This window comes from Streptomyces sp. NPDC006733 (genome assembly GCF_040636125.1).
Taxonomy (GTDB): domain Bacteria; phylum Actinomycetota; class Actinomycetes; order Streptomycetales; family Streptomycetaceae; genus Actinacidiphila.
In genome coordinates, this window is record NZ_JBEYJD010000006.1 from 115,013 (window position 1) to 134,758 (window position 19,746).

The 19,746-nt window shown below is 71.7% G+C and carries 12 protein-coding genes; 7 read left to right on the forward strand and 5 right to left on the reverse strand.

All coding sequences use genetic code 11. The features are described from left to right. The first annotated feature begins 120 nt into the window (after window positions 1–120). Complete coding sequence (locus tag ABZ721_RS08070) at window positions 121–3,963, forward strand: ABC transporter ATP-binding protein (protein WP_358787752.1); 3,843 nt, start codon at window positions 121–123, stop codon at window positions 3,961–3,963. A gap of 86 nt (window positions 3,964–4,049) precedes the next feature. After that, a complete protein-coding gene (locus tag ABZ721_RS08075) occupies window positions 4,050–5,507 on the forward strand; it encodes a S28 family serine protease (RefSeq protein WP_358787753.1) in 1,458 nt (485 codons plus the stop codon). A 13-nt stretch (window positions 5,508–5,520) separates the two neighbouring features. Here ABZ721_RS08075 and ABZ721_RS08080 read toward each other — a convergent pair whose 3' ends face one another. From ABZ721_RS08080 to ABZ721_RS08100, 5 genes are all read right to left on the reverse strand, one after another. Beyond that, window positions 5,521–6,234, reverse strand: a complete 714-nt coding sequence (locus ABZ721_RS08080) for a hypothetical protein (RefSeq protein ID WP_358787754.1) — start codon at window positions 6,232–6,234, stop codon at window positions 5,521–5,523. Between the two features lie 263 nt (window positions 6,235–6,497). Further along, window positions 6,498–8,318, reverse strand: coding sequence for a glycoside hydrolase family 3 protein (locus tag ABZ721_RS08085; RefSeq protein ID WP_358787755.1), 1,821 nt, complete (start codon window positions 8,316–8,318; stop codon window positions 6,498–6,500). A 78-nt stretch (window positions 8,319–8,396) separates the two neighbouring features. Continuing rightward, window positions 8,397–9,485 (reverse strand): hypothetical protein, encoded by a 1,089-nt coding sequence (locus ABZ721_RS08090; protein ID WP_358787756.1) that lies wholly within the window; start codon window positions 9,483–9,485, stop codon window positions 8,397–8,399. A gap of 311 nt (window positions 9,486–9,796) precedes the next feature. Further along, on the reverse strand, window positions 9,797–10,594 hold the full coding sequence (locus ABZ721_RS08095; protein WP_358787757.1) for a sugar phosphate isomerase/epimerase family protein: 798 nt from the start codon (window positions 10,592–10,594) through the stop codon (window positions 9,797–9,799). 203 nt (window positions 10,595–10,797) lie between these two features. After that, window positions 10,798–11,874 (reverse strand): LacI family DNA-binding transcriptional regulator, encoded by a 1,077-nt coding sequence (locus ABZ721_RS08100; protein ID WP_358787758.1) that lies wholly within the window; start codon window positions 11,872–11,874, stop codon window positions 10,798–10,800. 158 nt (window positions 11,875–12,032) lie between these two features. Here ABZ721_RS08100 and ABZ721_RS08105 point away from each other — a divergent pair, with 158 nt between their 5' ends. The 5 genes from ABZ721_RS08105 (at window position 12,033) to ABZ721_RS08125 (ending at window position 19,261) form a co-directional block, all read left to right on the forward strand. Continuing rightward, window positions 12,033–13,184, forward strand: a complete 1,152-nt coding sequence (locus tag ABZ721_RS08105; RefSeq protein ID WP_358787759.1) for a Gfo/Idh/MocA family oxidoreductase — start codon at window positions 12,033–12,035, stop codon at window positions 13,182–13,184. Continuing rightward, entirely contained in the window at window positions 13,181–14,428 is a 1,248-nt protein-coding gene (locus ABZ721_RS08110; protein ID WP_358787760.1) for a dihydrodipicolinate synthase family protein, read from the forward strand. Before ABZ721_RS08105 ends, ABZ721_RS08110 begins: the two co-directional genes overlap by 4 nt. Further along, a complete protein-coding gene (locus ABZ721_RS08115; protein ID WP_358787761.1) occupies window positions 14,425–15,294 on the forward strand; it encodes a sugar phosphate isomerase/epimerase family protein in 870 nt (289 codons plus the stop codon). Before ABZ721_RS08110 ends, ABZ721_RS08115 begins: the two co-directional genes overlap by 4 nt. Before the next feature lie 336 nt (window positions 15,295–15,630). Continuing rightward, window positions 15,631–17,847, forward strand: coding sequence for an ATP-dependent RecD-like DNA helicase (locus tag ABZ721_RS08120; protein ID WP_358787762.1), 2,217 nt, complete (start codon window positions 15,631–15,633; stop codon window positions 17,845–17,847). Between the two features lie 124 nt (window positions 17,848–17,971). Next, window positions 17,972–19,261 (forward strand): citrate synthase, encoded by a 1,290-nt coding sequence (locus ABZ721_RS08125; RefSeq protein ID WP_269270072.1) that lies wholly within the window; start codon window positions 17,972–17,974, stop codon window positions 19,259–19,261. The last annotated feature ends 485 nt before the right edge of the window (window positions 19,262–19,746 follow it).

Here is a 19,746-nt window from a genome sequence, read left to right on the forward strand (position 1 = left end):
CATTGCCCGAGAGACATGAGACCTTGGCCCCTCTTCGGCCATGGTTTGTTGCTGCAGGATGAAATCCGCACGCCAGCGCGTTGCAGCGTCGGGTAGTCGTGGATCGGTGGGAGGACCCGGGTGACATCGGCGAAGGTTGAGCCGGAGCAGGGCTGGTTGCGGCGGTTGGTCGGCTATTGCTGGCGGTACCGCCGCAACGTCCTGCTGGCGTTGGGCGCGTCGCTGGGCGGGATGGCCGTCACCGCGCTCGTGCCGCTGGTGCCGAAGCTGATCATCGACGACGTGGTGGTGGCGCACGACCGGCCGCTGCTGCCCTGGGCGATCGTGCTGGTGGTCGCCGCGGTCGCCGTCTACGTCCTGACGTACGTGCGGCGCTTCTACGGGGGCCGGCTCGCCCTCGACGTGCAGCACGACTTGCGCAGCGACATGTTCCGCTCGCTGACCAGGCTGGACGGCCGGCGGCAGGACGAACTGGACACCGGCCAGGTGGTCGGCAGGGCCACCAGCGACCTGCAGCTCATCCAGGGCCTGCTCTTCATGCTGCCGATGATGATCGGCAACGTGCTGCTGTTCGTGCTGTCCCTGGTCGTGATGCTCACCCTCTCCCCGCTGCTGACCCTCGTCGCGCTGGCCGTCGCCCCCGCCCTGTGGTTCATCGCCGACCGCAGCCGCAAGAAGCTCTTCCCCGCCACCTGGTACGCCCAGGGGCAGGCCGCGGCCGTCGCGGGCATCGTGGACGGGTCTGTCACCGGTGTCCGCGTGGTGAAGGGCTTCGGCCAGGAGCAGCAGGAGATGGACAAGCTGGAGGGCGTCAGCAGGAAGCTCTTCGCCGGCCGGCTCCGCTCGATCCGGCTCAACGCGCGCTACAGCCCGGCCCTCCAGGCCGTCCCCTCGATCGGCCAGGTGGGCATGCTGGCCCTCGGCGGATGGATGGCGACCCGCGGGCAGATCACGCTCGGCACGTTCGTCGCGTTCTCCACGTACCTCGCGCAGCTCACCGGCCCGGTGCGGATGCTGACCATGATGCTGACCGTAGGACAGCAGGCGCGGGCCGGCGTCGAACGCGTCCTGGAACTGATCGACACCGAGCCGACGCTGGAGGAGGGCACCCGCACGCTGCCCGAGGGCGCGGCCACCGTCGAGTTCGACCACGTCACCTTCGGGTACGACCCCGAGCGGCCGGTGCTCAGCGACTTCTCGCTGCGCGTCGAGCCCGGCGAGACCGTCGCCGTCGTCGGCGCCTCCGGCTCCGGGAAGTCCACCGTCTCGCTGCTGCTGCCGCGCTTCTACGACGCCACCGGCGGCGCGGTGCGCATCGGCGGCGAGGACGTCCGCGACCTCACCTTCGACTCGCTGCGCGGCGCCATCGGCATGGTGCCCGAGGACAGCTTCCTGTTCTCCGACACCGTGCGCTCCAACATCGCCTACGGATTCCCGGACGCCACCGACGAGCAGGTCTTCGCCGCGACCCGCGCGGCGCAGGCGCACGAGTTCATCGAGGCGCTCCCCGAGGGCTACGGCACCGTGGTGGGCGAGCAGGGACTGACCCTGTCCGGCGGCCAGCGCCAGCGCGTCGCCCTCGCCCGCGCGATCCTGACCGACCCGCGGCTGCTGCTCCTTGACGACGCGACCTCGGCGGTCGACGCCCAGGTCGAGGCGGAGATCTTCGACGCGCTGCGCGAGGTCGTGACCGGCCGGACGACGCTGCTCATCGCCCACCGCCGCTCGACGCTGGCGCTCGCCGACCGGATCGCCGTACTGGAGGACGGCCGGCTGGCGGACATCGGCACCCATGACGAGCTGGAGGAGCGCTCCGCGCTGTTCCGCAAGCTGCTGACCGACCCGGACGCGCTCGGCGCCGACGTGGTCACCGCCGACCCGGCCGGGGTCCTCGCCGCCGCCTGGTCGGGCGAGGGCGCCGCGACCGGACTGGCCGAACGCACCGCCACCGCACCCGAGTCCGGCACGTCGAAGGACGCCGGCCCGCTCGACGGGGTGACGCCCGCGCTGTGGCGCAGGGAGCCGCTGCCGGCGGACGGGTCCGCGCCGGGCACGGCCCGGGCGAACGGCCCCGCCGCGGCCCCGGCCGTCCCGGCGGGCGGCGGACCCGGCGGCATGGCCGCCGCGATGGCCGGGATGCCCGCCTCTCCCGACCTGCTCGCGAAGGTGGCGGCGCTGCCGCCCGCCACCGACACCCCCGGGGTGGACGAGGCACAGGCCCGCATCGTCGACGAGGAGTTCGGCCTGCGCAGCCTGCTGCGCGGCTTCCGCACCCCGCTGCTGCTGAGCCTGCTGCTGGTGGCGGCGGACGCCGTCGCCGGGCTGATGCTGCCCGTGCTGATCCGGCACGGCATCGACTCCGGCGTCCGGGAGGCCGCGCTCGGCGCGGTCTGGGCGGCCTCGGCCGCCGGCCTGGTGATCGTCGCTGTGCAGTGGGCGGCGCAGTGGGGCTCGGCGCGGCTGACCGGCAGGACCGGCGAGCGCGTCCTCTACACCCTGCGCGTGAAGATCTTCTCGCACCTGCACCGGCTCGGGCTCGACTACTACGAGCGCGAACTGACCGGCCGGATCATGACCAGGATGACCACGGACGTCGACGCGCTGTCGACCTTCCTGCAGACGGGCCTGGTCACCGCCCTGGTCAGCGTGCTCACCTTCTTCGGCATCCTGATCGCGCTGCTCGCCCTGGACGTGGAGCTGGCCCTGCTGGTCTTCGCGACGCTGCCGCCGCTGGTCCTGGCCACCTGGGTCTTCCGCCGCAAGTCGGTCCGGGCGTACGAACTGGCCCGCGAGCGCGTCGGCGTCGTCAACGCCGACCTGCAGGAGAACGTCGCCGGGCTGCGCATCGTGCAGGCGTTCCGCCGGGAGCGCGGCGGCGCCGTCCGCTTCGCGGAGCGCAGCAGCGCGTACCGCGAGGCCCGGGTGCGCGGACAGTTCCTGATCTCGGTCTACTTCCCGTTCGTCCAGCTGCTCTCCAGCGGCGCCGCCGCGCTGGTGCTGATCATCGGCGCCCAGCGCGTCGGCGCGGGCACGCTGACCGCGGGCGCGCTCGTCGCGTACCTGCTCTACATCGACCTCTTCTTCGCCCCGGTGCAGCAGCTGTCGCAGGTCTTCGACGGCTACCAGCAGGCGTCGGTGTCGCTCGGCCGGATCCGGGAGCTGCTGCGGATGCCGAGCACCACCCCGCCCGCCGCCCGACCGCTGCCCGTCCCGGCGCTGCGCGGCGAGATCACCTTCGAGGACGTGCACTTCCGGTACGGGGACGGGGCCGAGGCGCTCAGCGGCGTGAACCTGCGGATACCGGCCGGGCAGACGGTCGCCTTCGTCGGCGAGACCGGCGCGGGCAAGTCCACGCTGGTCAAGCTGGTCGCCCGGTTCTACGACCCGACCGGTGGCGGTGTCCTGGTCGACGGTACCGACATCCGCGAGCTGGACATGACGGCCTACCGGCAGCGGCTGGGCGTCGTCCCGCAGGAGCCGTACCTCTTCGCCGGAACGGTGCGCGACTCCATCGCCTACGGGCGGATGGACGCGACCGACGCGGAGGTCGAGGCAGCGGCGCGCGCGGTCGGGGCGCACGACATGATCGCGACGCTCGACGGCGGCTACCTGCACCTGGTCACCGAGCGCGGCCGCAACCTGTCCGCCGGCCAGCGCCAGCTGATAGCCCTGGCCAGGGCCGAGCTCGTCGATCCCGACGTCCTGCTGCTGGACGAGGCGACGGCCGCGCTGGACCTGGCGACGGAAGGGCTGGTCAACCAGGCCGCCGACCGGCTGGCGGTGCGGCGCACGACGCTCGTCGTCGCGCACCGGCTGACCACGGCCTCGCGCGCCGACCGTGTCGTCGTGCTCGACCACGGCCGCGTCGTCGAGGACGGCACGCACGACGAACTGCTCGCCGCCGACGGGCGATACGCCCGCCTGTGGCGCACATTCGTCGGCGAAGTACGGGCCGCCGCCTGAAAATGCACTGCCGCAACGCCCTCTGGCGGTAGGACCGTTGCTCCCCTAGGTTCTGCGGCAACGTCCGTGAACCCAGGGGAGGGTCCATGCGTAAGGCGCTCAGATGGCTGCTGTCACTGATGCTGCTCGTCGGCGCGACCGGTGCGGTCGGGGCCGGTGCGACGGGAACGGCCGCCGCCGCCGGCCGACCGGACAGCGCGGCCGCGACCGGTGCGAACAGCGCCGCGGACGCGGCGAGCACCGACATCAAGGACCGCATCCTGGCGATACCCGGGATGACCCTCATCGAGGAGAAGCCGGTCACCGGCTACCGGTACTTCGTCCTCAACTACACCCAGCCGATCGACCACCGGCGCCCCTGGAAGGGGACGTTCCAGCAGCGGCTGACGGTACTGCACAAGGCGACCGACCGTCCGACGGTCTTCTTCACCTCCGGCTACGGGCTCTCCACCAACGCGAGCCGGTCGGAGCCGACCCGGCTCATCGACGGCAACCAGGTCTCCATGGAGTACCGGTTCTTCACCCCGTCCCGTCCCGCCGAGCCGGCCGACTGGTCCAAGCTCGACATCTGGCAGGCCGCCAGCGACCAGCACCGCATCTTCCGGGCGCTGAACCGGATCTACGACCGTAACTGGCTCGACACCGGCGGCAGCAAGGGCGGCATGACCGCCACCTACTTCCGCCGCTTCTACCCGGACGACATGGACGGAACGGTCGCCTACGTCGCGCCCAACGACGTCGTCAACAAGGAGGACTCGGCCTACACGGAGTTCTTCAAGAGGGTCGGCAACGCCGACTGCCGGGCCGCGCTCAACGCCGTGCAGCGCGAGGCACTGGTCCGCCGGGACGAGATCGTCGCCCGCTACCAGAAGTACGCCGACGACAACTCCCTGACCTTCACCACCGTGGGCAGCGCCGACAAGGCGTACGAGAACGTGGTGCTGGACCTGGTGTGGGCGTTCTGGCAGTACCACCTGGAGGCGGAGTGCCCGACCGTCCCCGCGCCGACGGCGACCACCGATGAGCTGTACACGTTCATCGACACCATCTCCGGCTTCGACTTCTACACCGACCAGGGCCTGGAGTACTACACGCCGTACTTCTACCAGGCCGGCACCCAGCTCGGCGCGCCCACCTTCGCGACCCCGCACCTCAAGGGCCTGCTGCGCTACCCGGGCATCTACCAGCCGCGTTCGTACGTGCCGCGGTCCATCCCGATGACGTTCCAGCCGCAGGCGATGCCCGACGTGGACAACTGGGTGCGGCACCACGCCCAGCGGATGCTCTTCGTGTACGGCACCAACGACCCGTGGGGCGCGGAGCCGTTCCGCCTCGGGAAGGGCGCGAAGGACTCCTTCGTGATGTGGGCGCCCGGCGCGAACCACGGCGCGAACATCGCCGCGCTGAACCCCGCGGACAACGCCAAGGCGACCGCCGAGGTGCTGAAGTGGGCGGGCGTCACCCAGGCCACGACGCTCGTGCCCTCGTTCGACGCGAAGCTCGACGTACCGAGCGAGCTCATGGACCGGCGCCACCCGCTGTAGGCGCGGACGCAGCTCAGAGCCGGCGGGCGCACCCGGTGCCCGCCGGCCCGACGCTGACGAACAGATCGGTTCCGGGCGGGCATTGCGCGCGATCGGGTGCGATCGATTCGACCCGGTATCCGGGCTTGTTGCGGCTGGAACCGTCGCAGGCCGTCTCCTTCACCTCGCCGGCACCCGTCGAGTAGACGCAGTCGCCGACGATGGTGCGCGGCCCGCCGCCCGCCCCCGGGTCACCGGGGTGCGGGTCGTCGAGCTTGCGCATGCAGGCGTAGCCGGGCGACCGACCGGACCGCACGGTCAGGACGAAGTCGGTCGTCTCCGGGCAGCGGGTCCCCGCCCGTACGGTCGAGCCGCCGGCCGCCGCACTCGGCGGTGTGCCGGACGATCCGCCCGTCGGCTGGCTGTCCGTCTGCGATCCGCCCGCCGAGGCGTCGGGCAGCAGGCCGTGGAGGCGGACCGTGACCTGGGCGATGGCGTAGGGATCCGAGCACGCCACCTCCACGTACGAGTCCAGCGGATCGCTCTGCGCACACGCGCCCTCCGCCAGGAACGTCCCCCCGGTGCCCGTGGCCGCCGGTGAGGCCGATCCCGCCCGCCCCCCGCCGCCCGCCGCCCCCTGGAAGGGCGCGCAGGCCCCGAGAGCGATGAGGGCGGTGAGGGCGCTGAGCACGGCCGCCGATGTCACCGCGGTGTGCAGAAACGATCCGACATGGCCGTATCCGCGCATGATGGCCCCCCTGAGTTCCCCCGGGCAAGATGCACCCATACGTCAGGGTAGGGGGCGGATCCGACCGAGGGGAGGGCCTGCCGGATCCCGTTCGGGCGGACCCGTTCCGAAGGGGTCACAACCTGGCAGAACGTGTTCGCGAATGCCCCGGCCACCGGCAGCCCGTGACCGGCAGCCCATGACCGGCGGCCCGTCACGGACACCCCACCACCGACACCCCACCACCGACACCGCACCACCGGCAGCCCGTTCCCGGTGGCCCGCTACCGGTACCCCAGCCCGTGGCCGATCGGGTAGAGCACCTGTCGCGGATCGTCCGCGCGCGGCACCGCCACCGGAAGCCGCCCCGTCGGAGCCGCCCTCCCGGCGATGACCCGCGCCGCCGCGCGCATCGACACATCGGTCCAGCCGTACACCGCCAACCCGGCCGCGACGCCGTCGAGCCACGCGATGTCGTACGGATTGCGCACGGCGACCTGGACGACCGGCACGCCGGTCGCCACCAGTGCCGCGACCAGGGCGATCTGACCGGTCGAGGCCCCCGTGACGTTGTACGTCCCGATGACGACGGCGTCCTTGCCGCGGGCGGCGGCGACGGCCTGGTCGATGACGGCCCTGCCCGGCGCGGTCCCGGTCGGCAGGGACTCCGCGGGGTGGCCGAGGTCCGTGAGCGCCTTGGCCAGGACGGAGGTCGGCGGGCCGCCGGTGCCGGACGGCGCGGCCGGATCCGCGCCGACGACGAGCAGGTTCCGGTGCGCGCGGCGCGGCAGCGGCAGGATCCGGGAGGGGTTGGAGAGCAGCGTGACGGTGCGGTCGGTGATCCGCTCGGCGGTCGCGAGGTGCGAACGGATGCCGACCGCGCGGTCGACGCCCTGGTGCGTGACGTACGGATCGCGGAACAGGCCCCTGCGGGCCTTGAGTTCCAGGATCCGGACGAGGGACTCGTCGATCCGCTGCTCGCTGATCTCCCCCGACGCGAGCGCGTCGAGCACCGCGTGCCAGGCGACGTCGAGGAGCGGCGGGTTCAGCAGCTGGTCGGCTCCGGCTTTGAGAGCGAGCACGGGCACCCGGTCGTCGCCGTACTTCTGCCGCACCCCTGCCATGCCGAGCGAATCGGTGATCACGACACCGTCGTAACCCAGCTCCTCCCGGAGGATTCCGGTGAGGATCGGGTGCGAGAGGGTGGCGGGGTCGCCCGAGTCGTCCAGCGCCGGCACCAGGATGTGGGCCGTCATGATCGAGTCGATCCCGGCGGCGATCGCGGCACGGAACGGCGGCGCGTCGATCCGCCGCCACTCGTCCTGCGAATGGGTGATGACCGGCAGCTCGAAATGGCTGTCGGTGCCGGTGTCCCCGTGCCCTGGGAAGTGCTTGGCCGTGGCGGCGATCCCGGCCCCCTGGTACCCCCTGACCTGGGCCGCCGTCAGAGCGGCGACGGCCTGCGGATCGGCGCCGAGGGACCGTACGCCGATCACGGGGTTGGCCGGATTGACGTTGACGTCCGCGACCGGGGAGAAGTTCTGGTTGACGCCCATGGCGCCGAGTTCGGTACCGACGACCCGGGCCGCGGCGCGGGCGTCGTGCGGATCGCCGTCCGCGCCCAGCGCCATCCCGCCGGGGAAGAGGGTGGCGGGGGAGCCGATCCGGGCGACCGCGCCCTGCTCCTGGTCGGTGGAGATCAGCAACGGGATCGGCGTCCCGTGGGCCAGCCCGGCGCGCTGGATGCCGTTGGAGAGGTCGGCGATCTGGTGCGGGTCGCGGGTGTTGTGCGCCCAGCTGAAGTAGATGATGCCGCCGAGGTGGTACTTGGCGATCAGTTCGGCGGCGTTGGAGATGCCCATCTCGCTCTGGTTGGAGGCGACGTCGGCGGCGTCGGGGGCGGTGGCGGAGTGACCGTAGACCCGCATCACGAAGAGCTGGCCGACCTTCTCCGCACGGCTCATCCGCGCGATGATCGCGCGGATGAGCCTGCGGTCCGGAACGGCGGCCTGGGCCGAGGGGACACCGGCGGCGAGGGCGCCCGCCGTGACGGCGGTGGCGGCCGCGGTGGCGAGGACGGTTCGGCGGGATGGCTGATGGTGCATGTCGAACTCCTTCCGGCTGGAGGAGATGAGCACGCTGAAAGTTTTCTTCAGTTGACACGGATAGCCGGAAAGTTTTCGTCAGTCAATGGCTGTGACGCGAGTCGGCAGCACATTCACCGGGACGGCCAGCACCGCCGCGTAGAACTCGGGCCGGATGCAGCGGATGTTCTCGCCCCCGGTCGGCGCCGCGGAGACCCGTCCCTCGGGCGAGACGAGGAGCGTGGCGCCGGTGGGCCGGCAGCCGGAGAGCTCGAAGCCGAAGCGCCGCTCCCCGCTCTTCGGCGGATGCGCGGCCAGCTGCGCGCGCACGGCGGAGGCGCCGGAGGCGGGAAGACCCGCCAGATAGGTGTTCAGCTGGGCGGGCTGGGTCACTTCCGACCCCTTGGAACGCCCTGGCCCGCCCTGGCCCTGGGCCGCCACGACGTCGAGGTGCGCGAACGCCACCGTCGTACCGGGGCCGGGCGAGGTGGCCGGCTCCCGTCGCACCCCGAACACCGGATGCTTCGGCATGCGGTCCCGCGGCACCTCGAACACCACCGTGACGCGGTTGGCGACGAGGCACTCGGGCGGGGGCTTCGGCTGGCTGACCCCGAGCGTCAGCCGGTCGCCGCTCGCGAGCAGCGCGACGCCGGTGGCCTGGCTGCAACCGGTGGTCTCCGTCCAGCCCACGAGCACGTTGCGCGAGAAGTCCGTCTTCTGGCTCCGCTGGGCGATCTCGCGGGCGGCCGCCGGATCGGAGCCCGCGAACCAGCTCGGGAAGCGGGAGAGTTCGAGTTCGCTCGTGACCACCGAGTGCACCGCGGGCGGGTTGCGCACCCCCGTGGAGAGGTACACGACCCGGGACTCGATCCCGCGGGTCCCGGAGGGGATGGTCGAGGTGCCGCCGGAGGTCGAGGTGCCACCGGACGACGGACCGGACGACGGCGAACCACCGGTCGGTGTCGTGGGCAGCGGGGTCCCCGTCGCCGACGTGGAGGGGCTGTGGTCGCCCCCGACGTTGTCGGACGGCGGCGCGCCGGTGGCGGGACGGTCCTGGCCGCAGCCGGTGGACAGGGCTGTCAGGGACGCGGCCAGCACCGCGACCGACACGGTTCTACGGAGCTTTTTCAGCAGCATGTGGCTTGGACGGGCGGATTCCACGACCGGTTCCGTGCGATGGCTGGACATGGCTCCATCGTGGGGTCGCCCGGGGCGGCAGAGGAGCGCGCGACGCGCCGTGCGGCCGAATGTCCCCGTGACTCCGCCCGAATCCCCACCCTCAGGACCGCCCGCCCGTCACGCTGGGTCGTCCGCCGGGCCGAACCGCCCGCCGGGCCTGACTGTCCGTAGCGTCGAGCCGTCCGTCGCTGAGGCGTCCGTAGCGCCGAGTCGTCCGTTGCGCCGAGCCGTCCGTCAGGCGGAGTGGCCCGTCAGGCGGAGCGGCCCGTCACGCCGAGCCGCCCGTCACGCCGAGGCGCCCGTCCGGACCGGGCCGCCCGTCACGCCGAGCTGGCGAGCAGTTGCGACAGGTGCTGCCGGGCCGGGGTCAGCAGCTCCGGAAGCTCCGCGACCTGCGGGTACCAGCGCTTCTCGTACTCCCAGCACAGCCAGCCGTCCCAGTCCCCCCGGCTCAGCACCTCCACGGTCTCGGCCAGCGGCAGCACGCCCTCCCCGAGCGGCAGCGGCGTGGTGTCCTCGGCCGAGGCGATGTCCTTGACCTGCACGTATCCCAGGTGCGGGGCGAGCACCGGGTAGCTCTCGGACGGCTGCTCGCCGCCGCGCCAGGTGTGCATCACGTCCCAGATCACCCCCACGCTGCCGTGTCCCACCAGCCCCATGATCCGCGCCGCGTCCGCCCCGGTCGCGTGGGAGTCGTGCGTCTCGAGCAGCACCTTCACCCCGAGGCGGGCGGCGTCCGGCGCGACCGCCGCCAGGCGGCGCGCGGCGTACAGGTCGGCCTCCTCCGCGGGCAGTTCCCCGCCGCCGGGGAAGACCCGTACGAACGGGGCCCCGAGATCGGCCGCGAGTTGCAGGTTGGCCCGCAGGTCGGCGAGCACCGGCTCGTCGTCACCCGGCGCGGCGACCTTGGCGTAGGCCGCCACCGTCAGGATCTCCACCCCCGCCTTCCCGAACTCGGCCACGACCGCTTCGCGTTCCGCCGCCGACAGGCCGGTGTTGACGGGTTCCTCGGCGTTGGCCCGGAGTTCCACGCCGTGGAAACCATGCTCGACGGCGAGGCGGACGACCTGCTCGATGGGAAGGGCGGGGACACCGAGGGTGGAGAACGCGAGCTTCATCCGCCGGACACTAGGCACCGCGCCGAGCAGGGTCAACCTCCGGCGGCGCCAGTCGCCGCGCGCCGCCGCGATCCGGCCTGCGGGCGGTTCCGCCCGAGAGGTCTCCTTCCGGCCTCCCGCGGCCGTGCAGGCCCTGACCTCAGGCGCTGACCTCAGGCGCTGACCTCAGCCCTGGCCTCAGGCCCTGGCCTCAGGCGGGGATCTCAGGCGGAGCCGGCGCGCGGCCCCGCCGTGGAGGCCCGCACCATCAGCTCGGTACGGATCGTCGCGAGGCCGCCGGGCGGCGGAGCCTGCCGCCCCATGACGAGACGGCCGGCCCGTGCGCCCGCCTCCTGGAGCGGAATGCGCACGGTCGTCAGGGCCGGGGCTGTGTCCACGCTGAACGGGAGGTCGTCGAAGCCCGCCACGGAGATGTCGTCCGGAATGCGCAGCCCTTGGTCGCGCACCGCCGCGCACACGCCCAGCGCGACCGTGTCATTGGCGGCGAGGACGGCGGTCAGCGACGGTTCCCTGCGCAGCAGTTCCAGCGCCGCGTCATAGCCGGACGAGCGGTCGTACGAGCCGTGCACCGTGAGCCGTTCGACCTCCGGCCCGGCGGACGGCAGCCCGTGGTCGGCGAGCGCCGCCCGGTGGCCCCTCAGCCGGTGCCGGGTGGTGGTGCGGTCGGCGGGACCCGCGACGTACCCGATCCGGCGGTGGCCCAGGGAGAGCAGGTGCTCGGTGAGCCGCCGCGCGCCGCCCTGGTTGTCGAAGGCGACGGTCGCGACGGGGATCTCCGTGCCCGGCTGGTCCAGCGGCGGGCGCCCGCACAGCACGATCCGCGTGCCGGACCCGGCGAGGCGGGCGAGCCGGGCGGCGACCGCCGCGCTGTGCTCGGCGCCCTCGACCGCGCCTCCGGTGATCACGACTCCGGCGGCGCGCTGGCGTTCCAGCAGCGTCAGGTATGTCAGTTCGGCCTCGGGGGAGCCGCCGGTGTTGCACACCACCGCGAGCTTGCCGCCGCCGGGCGCGGACGGGTCGCTGATCTCGGCCTGGACGGCGCTCGCGATCAGTCCGAAGAACGGGTCCGCGACATCGTTGACGAGCACGCCGACCAGGTCGGAGGTGGCGGCCGCCAGGCCTCTGGCCTGCCCGTTCACCACGTAGTCCAGATCCTCGACCGCGCGCTGGACGCGTTCGCGCGTGCTGCCGGCGACGGGGTAGTTGCCGTTGAGGACGCGCGAGACAGTCGCGGACGACACCCCGGCGCGCGCCGCGACATCGGCGAGGGTCACTGCCATCTGCGTCCGTACCTCCTGCTGGCCGTTCCCGGACCGCTCCGCCCGTTGCCGGACATGTTCTCACCTTGTCGGATCGGCCCGCTTCCGGCTAGCGTGCAATGGAAGAAAGCGCTTGCTATCGCTCGACGGGCGGTAGCGGCCGAAGGGGAGGACCCAACGTGACACGCAGGACAGTGCGGATCGCCATGAACGGCGTCACGGGCCGCATGGGCTACCGCCAACACCTCGTCCGCTCGATCCTGAGCCTGCGCGAGCAGGGCGGGCTCGACCTCGGGGACGGCACGACGCTGTGGCCCGAGCCGATCCTCGTCGGCCGCCGGGAGCACGCGCTGCGCGCGATGGCGGACCGGCACGGGCTGGAGCACATCTCCACCGACCTCGACGCCGTCCTGGCCGACCCGACCGTCGAGATCTACTTCGACGCCCAGGTCACCTCGGCCCGCGAGGAGTCGGTGCGCAAGGCCATCGCCGCCGGAAAGCACATCTACTGCGAGAAGCCCACCGCGACGTCCCTGGACGGCGCCCTGGAGCTGGCCCGGCTCGCCACCGCCGCCGGCGTCAAGCACGGCGTGGTCCAGGACAAGCTCTTCCTCCCCGGCCTGCTCAAGCTCAAGCGGCTCATCGACGGCGGCTTCTTCGGGCAGATCCTCTCCGTGCGCGGCGAGTTCGGCTACTGGGTCTTCGAGGGCGACTGGCAGAGCGCCCAGCGGCCTTCCTGGAACTACCGTTCGCAGGACGGCGGCGGCATCGTCGTCGACATGTTCCCGCACTGGGAGTACGTGCTCCACGAGCTGTTCGGCCGGGTCAGGACGGTGCAGGCGCTGACCGCCACCCACATCCCGCGGCGCTGGGACGAGGACGGCAAGCCGTACGACGCGACCGCCGACGACGCCGCCTACGGCATCTTCCAGCTCGACGGCGGCGCCATCGCCCAGATCAACTCCTCCTGGACGGTGCGCGTCAACCGCGACGAGCTGGTGGAGTTCCAGGTCGACGGCACGCACGGCTCGGCCGTCGCGGGCCTGCGGGACTGCCGGGTGCAGCACCGCTCCGCCACCCCCAAGCCGGTCTGGAACCCGGACCTTCCGGTCACCGAGCCCTTCCGCGACCAGTGGCAGGCGGTCCCGGACAACGGCGAGTTCACCAACGGGTTCAAGAGCCAGTGGGAGCTCTTCCTGCGCCACGTGGTGCTCGACGAGCCCTGGCAGTGGGACCTGCTGGCCGGTGCGCGCGGCGTCCAGCTCGCCGAGCTGGGGCTGAAGTCGTCCGCGGAGGGCCGCCGCTTCGACGTCCCGGAGCTGTCCCTGTGAGCGGCCGGACCATCGGGCTCCCGACCGCCTCCGGCGAACTGCGCGCCTACGCTCCGCGTACCGAGCCCGTCGTGCACGCACCCGGTACCTCCCCGGGCGGCGCACAGGGTGCCGCATCGGGTGCCTCCCCAGGTGCCTCCCCGGGTGCCTCCCCGGGCGTCTCCCCGGGCGGTGAGCTGCGCAGCCGGGTCGTCTACTCGGCCGCGCACGTCGTCGCGGACCCCTGGCGCAGCGCCGCCGACGAGCCCGCGGCCATCGACTGGGACGCCACCCTGGCCTTCCGCCGCCACCTGTGGTCGCAGGGCCTGGGCGTCGCCGAGGCGATGGACACCGCCCAGCGCGGAATGGGCCTGGACTGGCCGGCCGCGGCCGAACTGATCCGCCGCTCCTCCGCCGAGGCCCGGGCCACCGGGGGCCGCATCGCCTGCGGCGTCGGCACCGACCAGCTCGTCGCGCCCGCCGCGACGCTCGCCGAGGTCACGGCCGCCTACGAGGAGCAGCTCGCGGTGGTGGAGGAGGCCGGATCGCAGGCCGTCCTCATGGCGTCCCGCGCGCTGGCGGCCCTCGCCAAGGGCCCCGACGACTACGTCGAGGTCTACAGCCACCTGCTCCGCCAGTCCGCGGAGCCGGTCGTCCTGCACTGGCTCGGCCCGATGTTCGACCCCGCCCTGGCGGGCTACTGGGGCAGCGACGACCTGGACGCGGCGACGGAGACGTTCCTGGAGGTCATCGCCGCCCACCCGGACAAGGTCGACGGGATCAAGGTGTCGCTGCTCGACGCCCGGCGCGAGGTGGAGCTGCGGCGCCGGCTGCCGAAGGGCGTGCGCTGCTACACCGGCGACGATTTCAACTACCCCGAGCTGATCGAGGGCGACGAGCAGGGCTTCAGCCACGCCCTGCTCGGCATCTTCGACCCGCTGGCGCCACTCGCCGCGGCCGCCGTACGCACTCTGGACACCGGCGACACGGCGGGCTTCCGGGCGCTGCTCGACCCGACCGTTGAGCTGTCCCGGCACCTGTTCGGTGCTCCGACGCGCTACTACAAGACCGGGGTGGTGTTCCTGGCCTGGCTGGCGGGCCACCAGTCGCACTTCACGATGGTGGGCGGGCTGCAGTCGGCGCGCTCCCTCCCGCACCTCGCGCACGCCTACGAGCTGGCCGACGGCCTCGGGCTCTTCCCGGACCCGGCGCTGGCCGAGGCACGGATGCGGCAGCTGCTCGCGATCAACGGGGTGTCGGCATGAGCTCCCACGGCGTGGCCCCCGACGATTCGACCGCTCCCGGCGACCTGGCGCGGCTGAGCATCAACCAGGAGACCGTCAAGCAGTGGTCGCTGCCCGAGCTGGCGGCGGGCTGCGCGGCACTCGGGGTGCCCGGCGTGGGCCTGTGGCGCGCACCGGTGCAGGAGTACGGCGTCGAGCGGGCGGCCAAGCTGATGCGGGAGACCGGCCTCCAGGTGACGTCCTTGTGCCGTGGCGGCTTCTTCACCGCGAGCGATCCCGCCGCCCGCCGGGCGGCGATGGACGACAACCGGGCCGCGATCGACGAGGCGGCGGCCCTGGAAACCGGCACCCTGGTGCTGGTTTCGGGTGGACTGCCCGCAGGAGAGCGCGACATCGCGGCGGCCCGGGAGCGGGTCGCCGACGCGCTGGCCGAACTGGCTCCGTACGCCGCCGAGCGCTCGGTCCGGCTGGCGATCGAGCCGCTGCACCCGATGTACGCGTCGGACCGGTGCGTGGTCTCCACGCTCGCTCAGGCTCTGGACATCGCCGAGCGCTTCCCCGCCGAGCAGGTCGGGGTCGTCGTGGACACGTACCACCTGTGGTGGGACGACCGGGCGCCGGCGCAGATCGCCCGTGCCGGGGCGGCAGGCAGGATCGCGGCCTTCCAGCTTGCGGACTGGGTCACCCCGCTGCCCGAGGGCGTGCTGCTGGGGCGGGGCCAGCTCGGTGACGGCTGCATCCACCTGCGCGGATTCCGGGAGCAGGTGGACGCCGCCGGGTACGCGGGCGCCGTGGAGGTGGAGATCTTCAACCCCGCCCTGTGGGCGCGGGACGGCTCGGAAGTGGTCGCGGAGATCGCCCGCAGGTACCGCGAACACGTGCTCTGAAAGATCTTCAAAATATTTCTGTCAGGCGTACAACCCTTCTGGGGGGTCGCCGGTCTTACAGGCATCAAGGTTCCCGGGAGGGGTTCGGGGAACCGCGATGGAGATACGCCCGAGGGGGGCTTCGGGGGTACTGGGGGGAAACGCGAAGGGGTCCGGCTCACGCCGGGCCCCTTTCGCATGGCGCATGCCCGTCCCACCTCCCCTGCCGCGGTTGTCCACAGGCCCGTCCGGAGTGTCGGGGGCAGGCGGTACCTTCGGACCAGATCGCCGCCGAGCACGCAGTCGGGCAGCCGCCGGACAGCCGCGGAGCGCCGCTGGGGGAGGGGAGGCCGGGCCATGGGGGACGCGCGGTTCGCGGTGCTCGAAGCCGTCCTGGAACGGATCACCTACGCCAACGAGGACAACGGCTACACGGTCGCGCGGGTCGACACCGGCCGGGGCGCCGGCGATCTGCTGACCGTGGTGGGCGCCCTGCTGGGGGCGCAGCCGGGCGAGTCGCTGCGGATGGAGGGCCGCTGGGGCTCGCACCCGCAGTACGGCAAGCAGTTCACCGTCGAGAACTACACGACGGTCCTGCCGGCGACGATCCAGGGGATCCGCCGGTACCTGGGTTCGGGGTTGATCAAGGGGATCGGGCCCAAGATCGCCGACCGGATCGTGGAGCACTTCGGCACGGAGACGCTGGATGTCATCGAGGGCGCGCCGAAGCGGCTGATCGAGGTGCCGGGGCTCGGCCCCAAGCGGACGAAGATGATCGCGATCGCCTGGGAGGAGCAGAAGGCGATCAAGGAGGTGATGGTCTTCCTGCAGGGGGTGGGGGTCTCCACGTCCATCGCCGTGCGCATCTACAAGAACTACGGGGACGCGTCGATCTCCGTGGTGCGGAACCAGCCCTACCGGCTGGCGGCCGACGTGTGGGGCATCGGCTTCCTGACCGCCGACCGGATCGCCCAGGCGGTGGGGATACCCCATGACAGCCCGGAGCGGGTCAAGGCGGGGCTCCAGTATGCGCTGTCGCAGGCCACCGACAGCGGGAACTGCTTCCTGCCCGAGGAGCAGCTGCTCTCCGACTCCGTCAAGCTGCTGCAGGTGGACGCGGGGCTGGTGATCGACTGCCTAGCGGAGCTGGTGGGTGAGGAGGGCGTGGTCCGGGAGTCCGTACCGGATCCGGAGGGCGGTGATCCGGTGCGGGCGGTGTACCTGGTGCCGTTCCACCGGGCGGAGATCTCCCTGGCCGGGCAACTGCTCAGGCTGCTGCGGGGTCCGGAGGACCGGCTGCCGCTGTTCCAGGACGTGCAGTGGGACAAGGCCCTGACGTGGCTGGCGGGTCGTACGGGGGCGGATCTGGCGGAGGAGCAGCAGCAGGCGGTGCGGCTGGCGCTGACCCAGAAGGTCGCGGTGCTCACCGGCGGGCCCGGCTGCGGCAAGTCCTTCACCGTGCGCTCCGTGGTGACCCTGGCGCAGGCGAAGAAGGCCAAGGTGGTGCTCGCCGCTCCGACCGGCCGCGCCGCCAAGCGGCTGTCCGAGCTGACGGGCATGGAGGCGTCGACCGTGCACCGGCTGCTGGAGCTCAAGCCCGGCGGTGACGCGGCCTACGACAAGGACCGCCCGCTGGACGCGGACCTGGTGGTGGTGGACGAGGCCTCGATGCTGGACCTGCTGCTCGCGAACAAGCTGGCCAAAGCGGTGCCGCCGGGCGCGCACCTGCTCTTCGTGGGGGATGTGGACCAGCTGCCGAGCGTCGGTGCGGGCGAGGTGCTGCGGGACCTGCTGGCCGAGGGCAGCCCGGTCCCGGCCGTGCGGCTCACCCGGATCTTCCGCCAGGCCCAGCAGTCGGGGGTGGTGACCAACGCCCACCGGATCAACTCCGGCACCCCGCCGATCACCCAGGGGCTCCCCGACTTCTTCCTCTTCCCCGAGGAGGACACCGAGGAGGCGGGGCGGCTGACGGTGGAGGTGGCCGCCCGGCGGATCCCCGCGAAGTTCGGCCTGGACCCGCGCCGCGACATCCAGGTGCTCGCGCCCATGCACCGCGGCCCGGCGGGCGCGGGCGCGCTGAACGGCCTCCTCCAGCAGGCCATCACCCCGGCCCGTCCGGACCTCCCGGAGCGCCGGTTCGGCGGCCGGACGTTCCGCGTCGGCGACAAGGTCACCCAGATCCGCAACAACTACGACAAGGGTGCGAACGGCGTCTTCAACGGCACGGTAGGGGTCGTCACCGCGCTGGACACCGTGGAACAGAAGCTGACCGTCCTCACCGACGAGGACGAGGAGATCCCGTACGACTTCGACGAGCTGGACGAGCTGGCCCACGCGTACGCGGTGACGATCCACCGCTCCCAGGGGAGCGAGTACCCGGCCGTGGTGATCCCCGTCACCACCGGGGCATGGATGATGTTGCAGCGAAACCTGCTGTACACGGCTGTTACCAGGGCGAAACGCCTGGTGGTTCTGGTGGGGTCGCGCAAGGCGATAGCCCAGGCGGTGCGGACCGTCTCGGCAGGCCGGCGCTTCACCGCGCTGGATCACCGGCTCTCCCAGGGCGCGAAATAGGCACTCCGTGCCATGTTTCGGCCCTATGGCCGACCCCGAGTGCACGCGCCAGTGCCAAATGGGGGACAGTGGACCTAGTCAGGGCACCTCGAAGAAGAGGCAAAACCGTCGGTGAGGGAATGACGTGAGCGACAACTCTGTAGTACTGCGGTACGGGGACAGCGAGCACAGCTACCCGGTGGTCGACAGCACCGTCGGCGACAAGGGCTTCGACATCGGCAAGCTGCGCGCCGACACCGGTCTGGTCACCCTGGACAGTGGGTACGGCAACACCGCGGCCTACAAGTCCGCGATCACTTTCCTTGACGGTGAAGAGGGCATCCTTCGCTACCGCGGTTACCCCATCGAGCAGCTCGCCGAACGTGGCAGCTTCATCGAGACCGCGTACCTGTTGATCAACGGTGAGCTCCCGACCGTCGATGAACTTTCCACCTTCAAGGGTGAAATTACTCAGCACACGCTGCTGCACGAGGACGTCAAACGGTTCTACGACGGCTTCCCGCGCGACGCCCACCCGATGGCGATGCTGTCGTCCGTGGTCAGCGCGCTGTCGACGTTCTACCAGGACAGCCACAATCCGTTCGACCCGCAGCAGCGCCACCTGTCCACGATCCGGCTGCTCGCCAAGCTGCCGACGATCGCGGCCTACGCGTTCAAGAAGTCCGTCGGCCAGCCGGTGGTCTACCCGCGCAACGATCTCGGCTACGTCGAGAACTTCCTGCGCATGACCTTCTCGGTCCCGGCCGAGGAGTACGAGCTCAACCCGGTCGTCGTGGGCGCGCTCGACAAGCTCCTGATCCTGCACGCGGACCACGAGCAGAACTGTTCGACCTCGACGGTCCGCCTGGTCGGCTCCTCGCAGGCGAACCAGTTCGCCTCGATCTCGGCCGGCATCAGCGCCCTGTGGGGCCCGCTGCACGGCGGCGCCAACCAGTCGGTGCTGGAGATGCTCGAGGGCATCAAGAACGACGGCGGCGACGTCGACGCCTTCATCCGCAAGGTGAAGAACAAGGAAGACGGCGTGAAGCTCATGGGCTTCGGGCACCGCGTCTACAAGAACTTCGACCCCCGGGCGAAGATCATCAAGGCCGCGGCGCACGACGTCCTCTCCGCTCTCGGCAAGTCCGACGAGCTGCTGGACATCGCGCTCAAGCTCGAGGAGCACGCGCTCAGCGACGACTACTTCGTCTCGCGCAAGCTCTACCCGAACGTGGACTTCTACACGGGTCTGATCTACCGCGCCATGGGCTTCCCGACCACCATGTTCACCGTGCTCTTCGCGCTCGGCCGGCTTCCCGGCTGGATCGCGCAGTGGCACGAGATGATCAAGGAGCCCGGATCGCGCATCGGCCGTCCGCGCCAGATCTACACGGGTGTCGAACTGCGGGACTACCTTCCGGTCGAGTCCCGCTGATCCGAGGCGGCCCGTGGCGGGCCGAGCGGCGGATGTGCGGCCGCCGCCGGTGCCGCTCCGGACGCCTCGCGGAGCATGTGGAACAGGGCAGGAAAGCACCAGGAGCAGGGCATGAAGAAGCGCCCCGCGCTAGATCCCCCCACGGGTCCGGCGCGGGGCGCTCCCGTCCCCCGGATCGGATCCCCCCACGGGTCCGTACCGGGTGCTGGGTGACGCGCTATGCCGGGACGAGAAAGTCCGAGAGGGCCGCTCAAGCTCTCCGGGCACTTTCGCCCCGGCGACGCGATTGGGCCGTCCCCCAAGACGGCCCGCTCTTTCATCTCACCAACGCTCCCCGGGAGCGTGGTGTTCCCTTCCATAGACCCACGAGTGGCGGTAATGGTTACGTTCCATTCGGTGTGATCTACGTCTCTTTCCGTGCGCCCGCCCCCGCGCGCAGCCCGAAACGGCCGATCCCGTAGCGTGCTGTCACTTCTCGAGGGGCG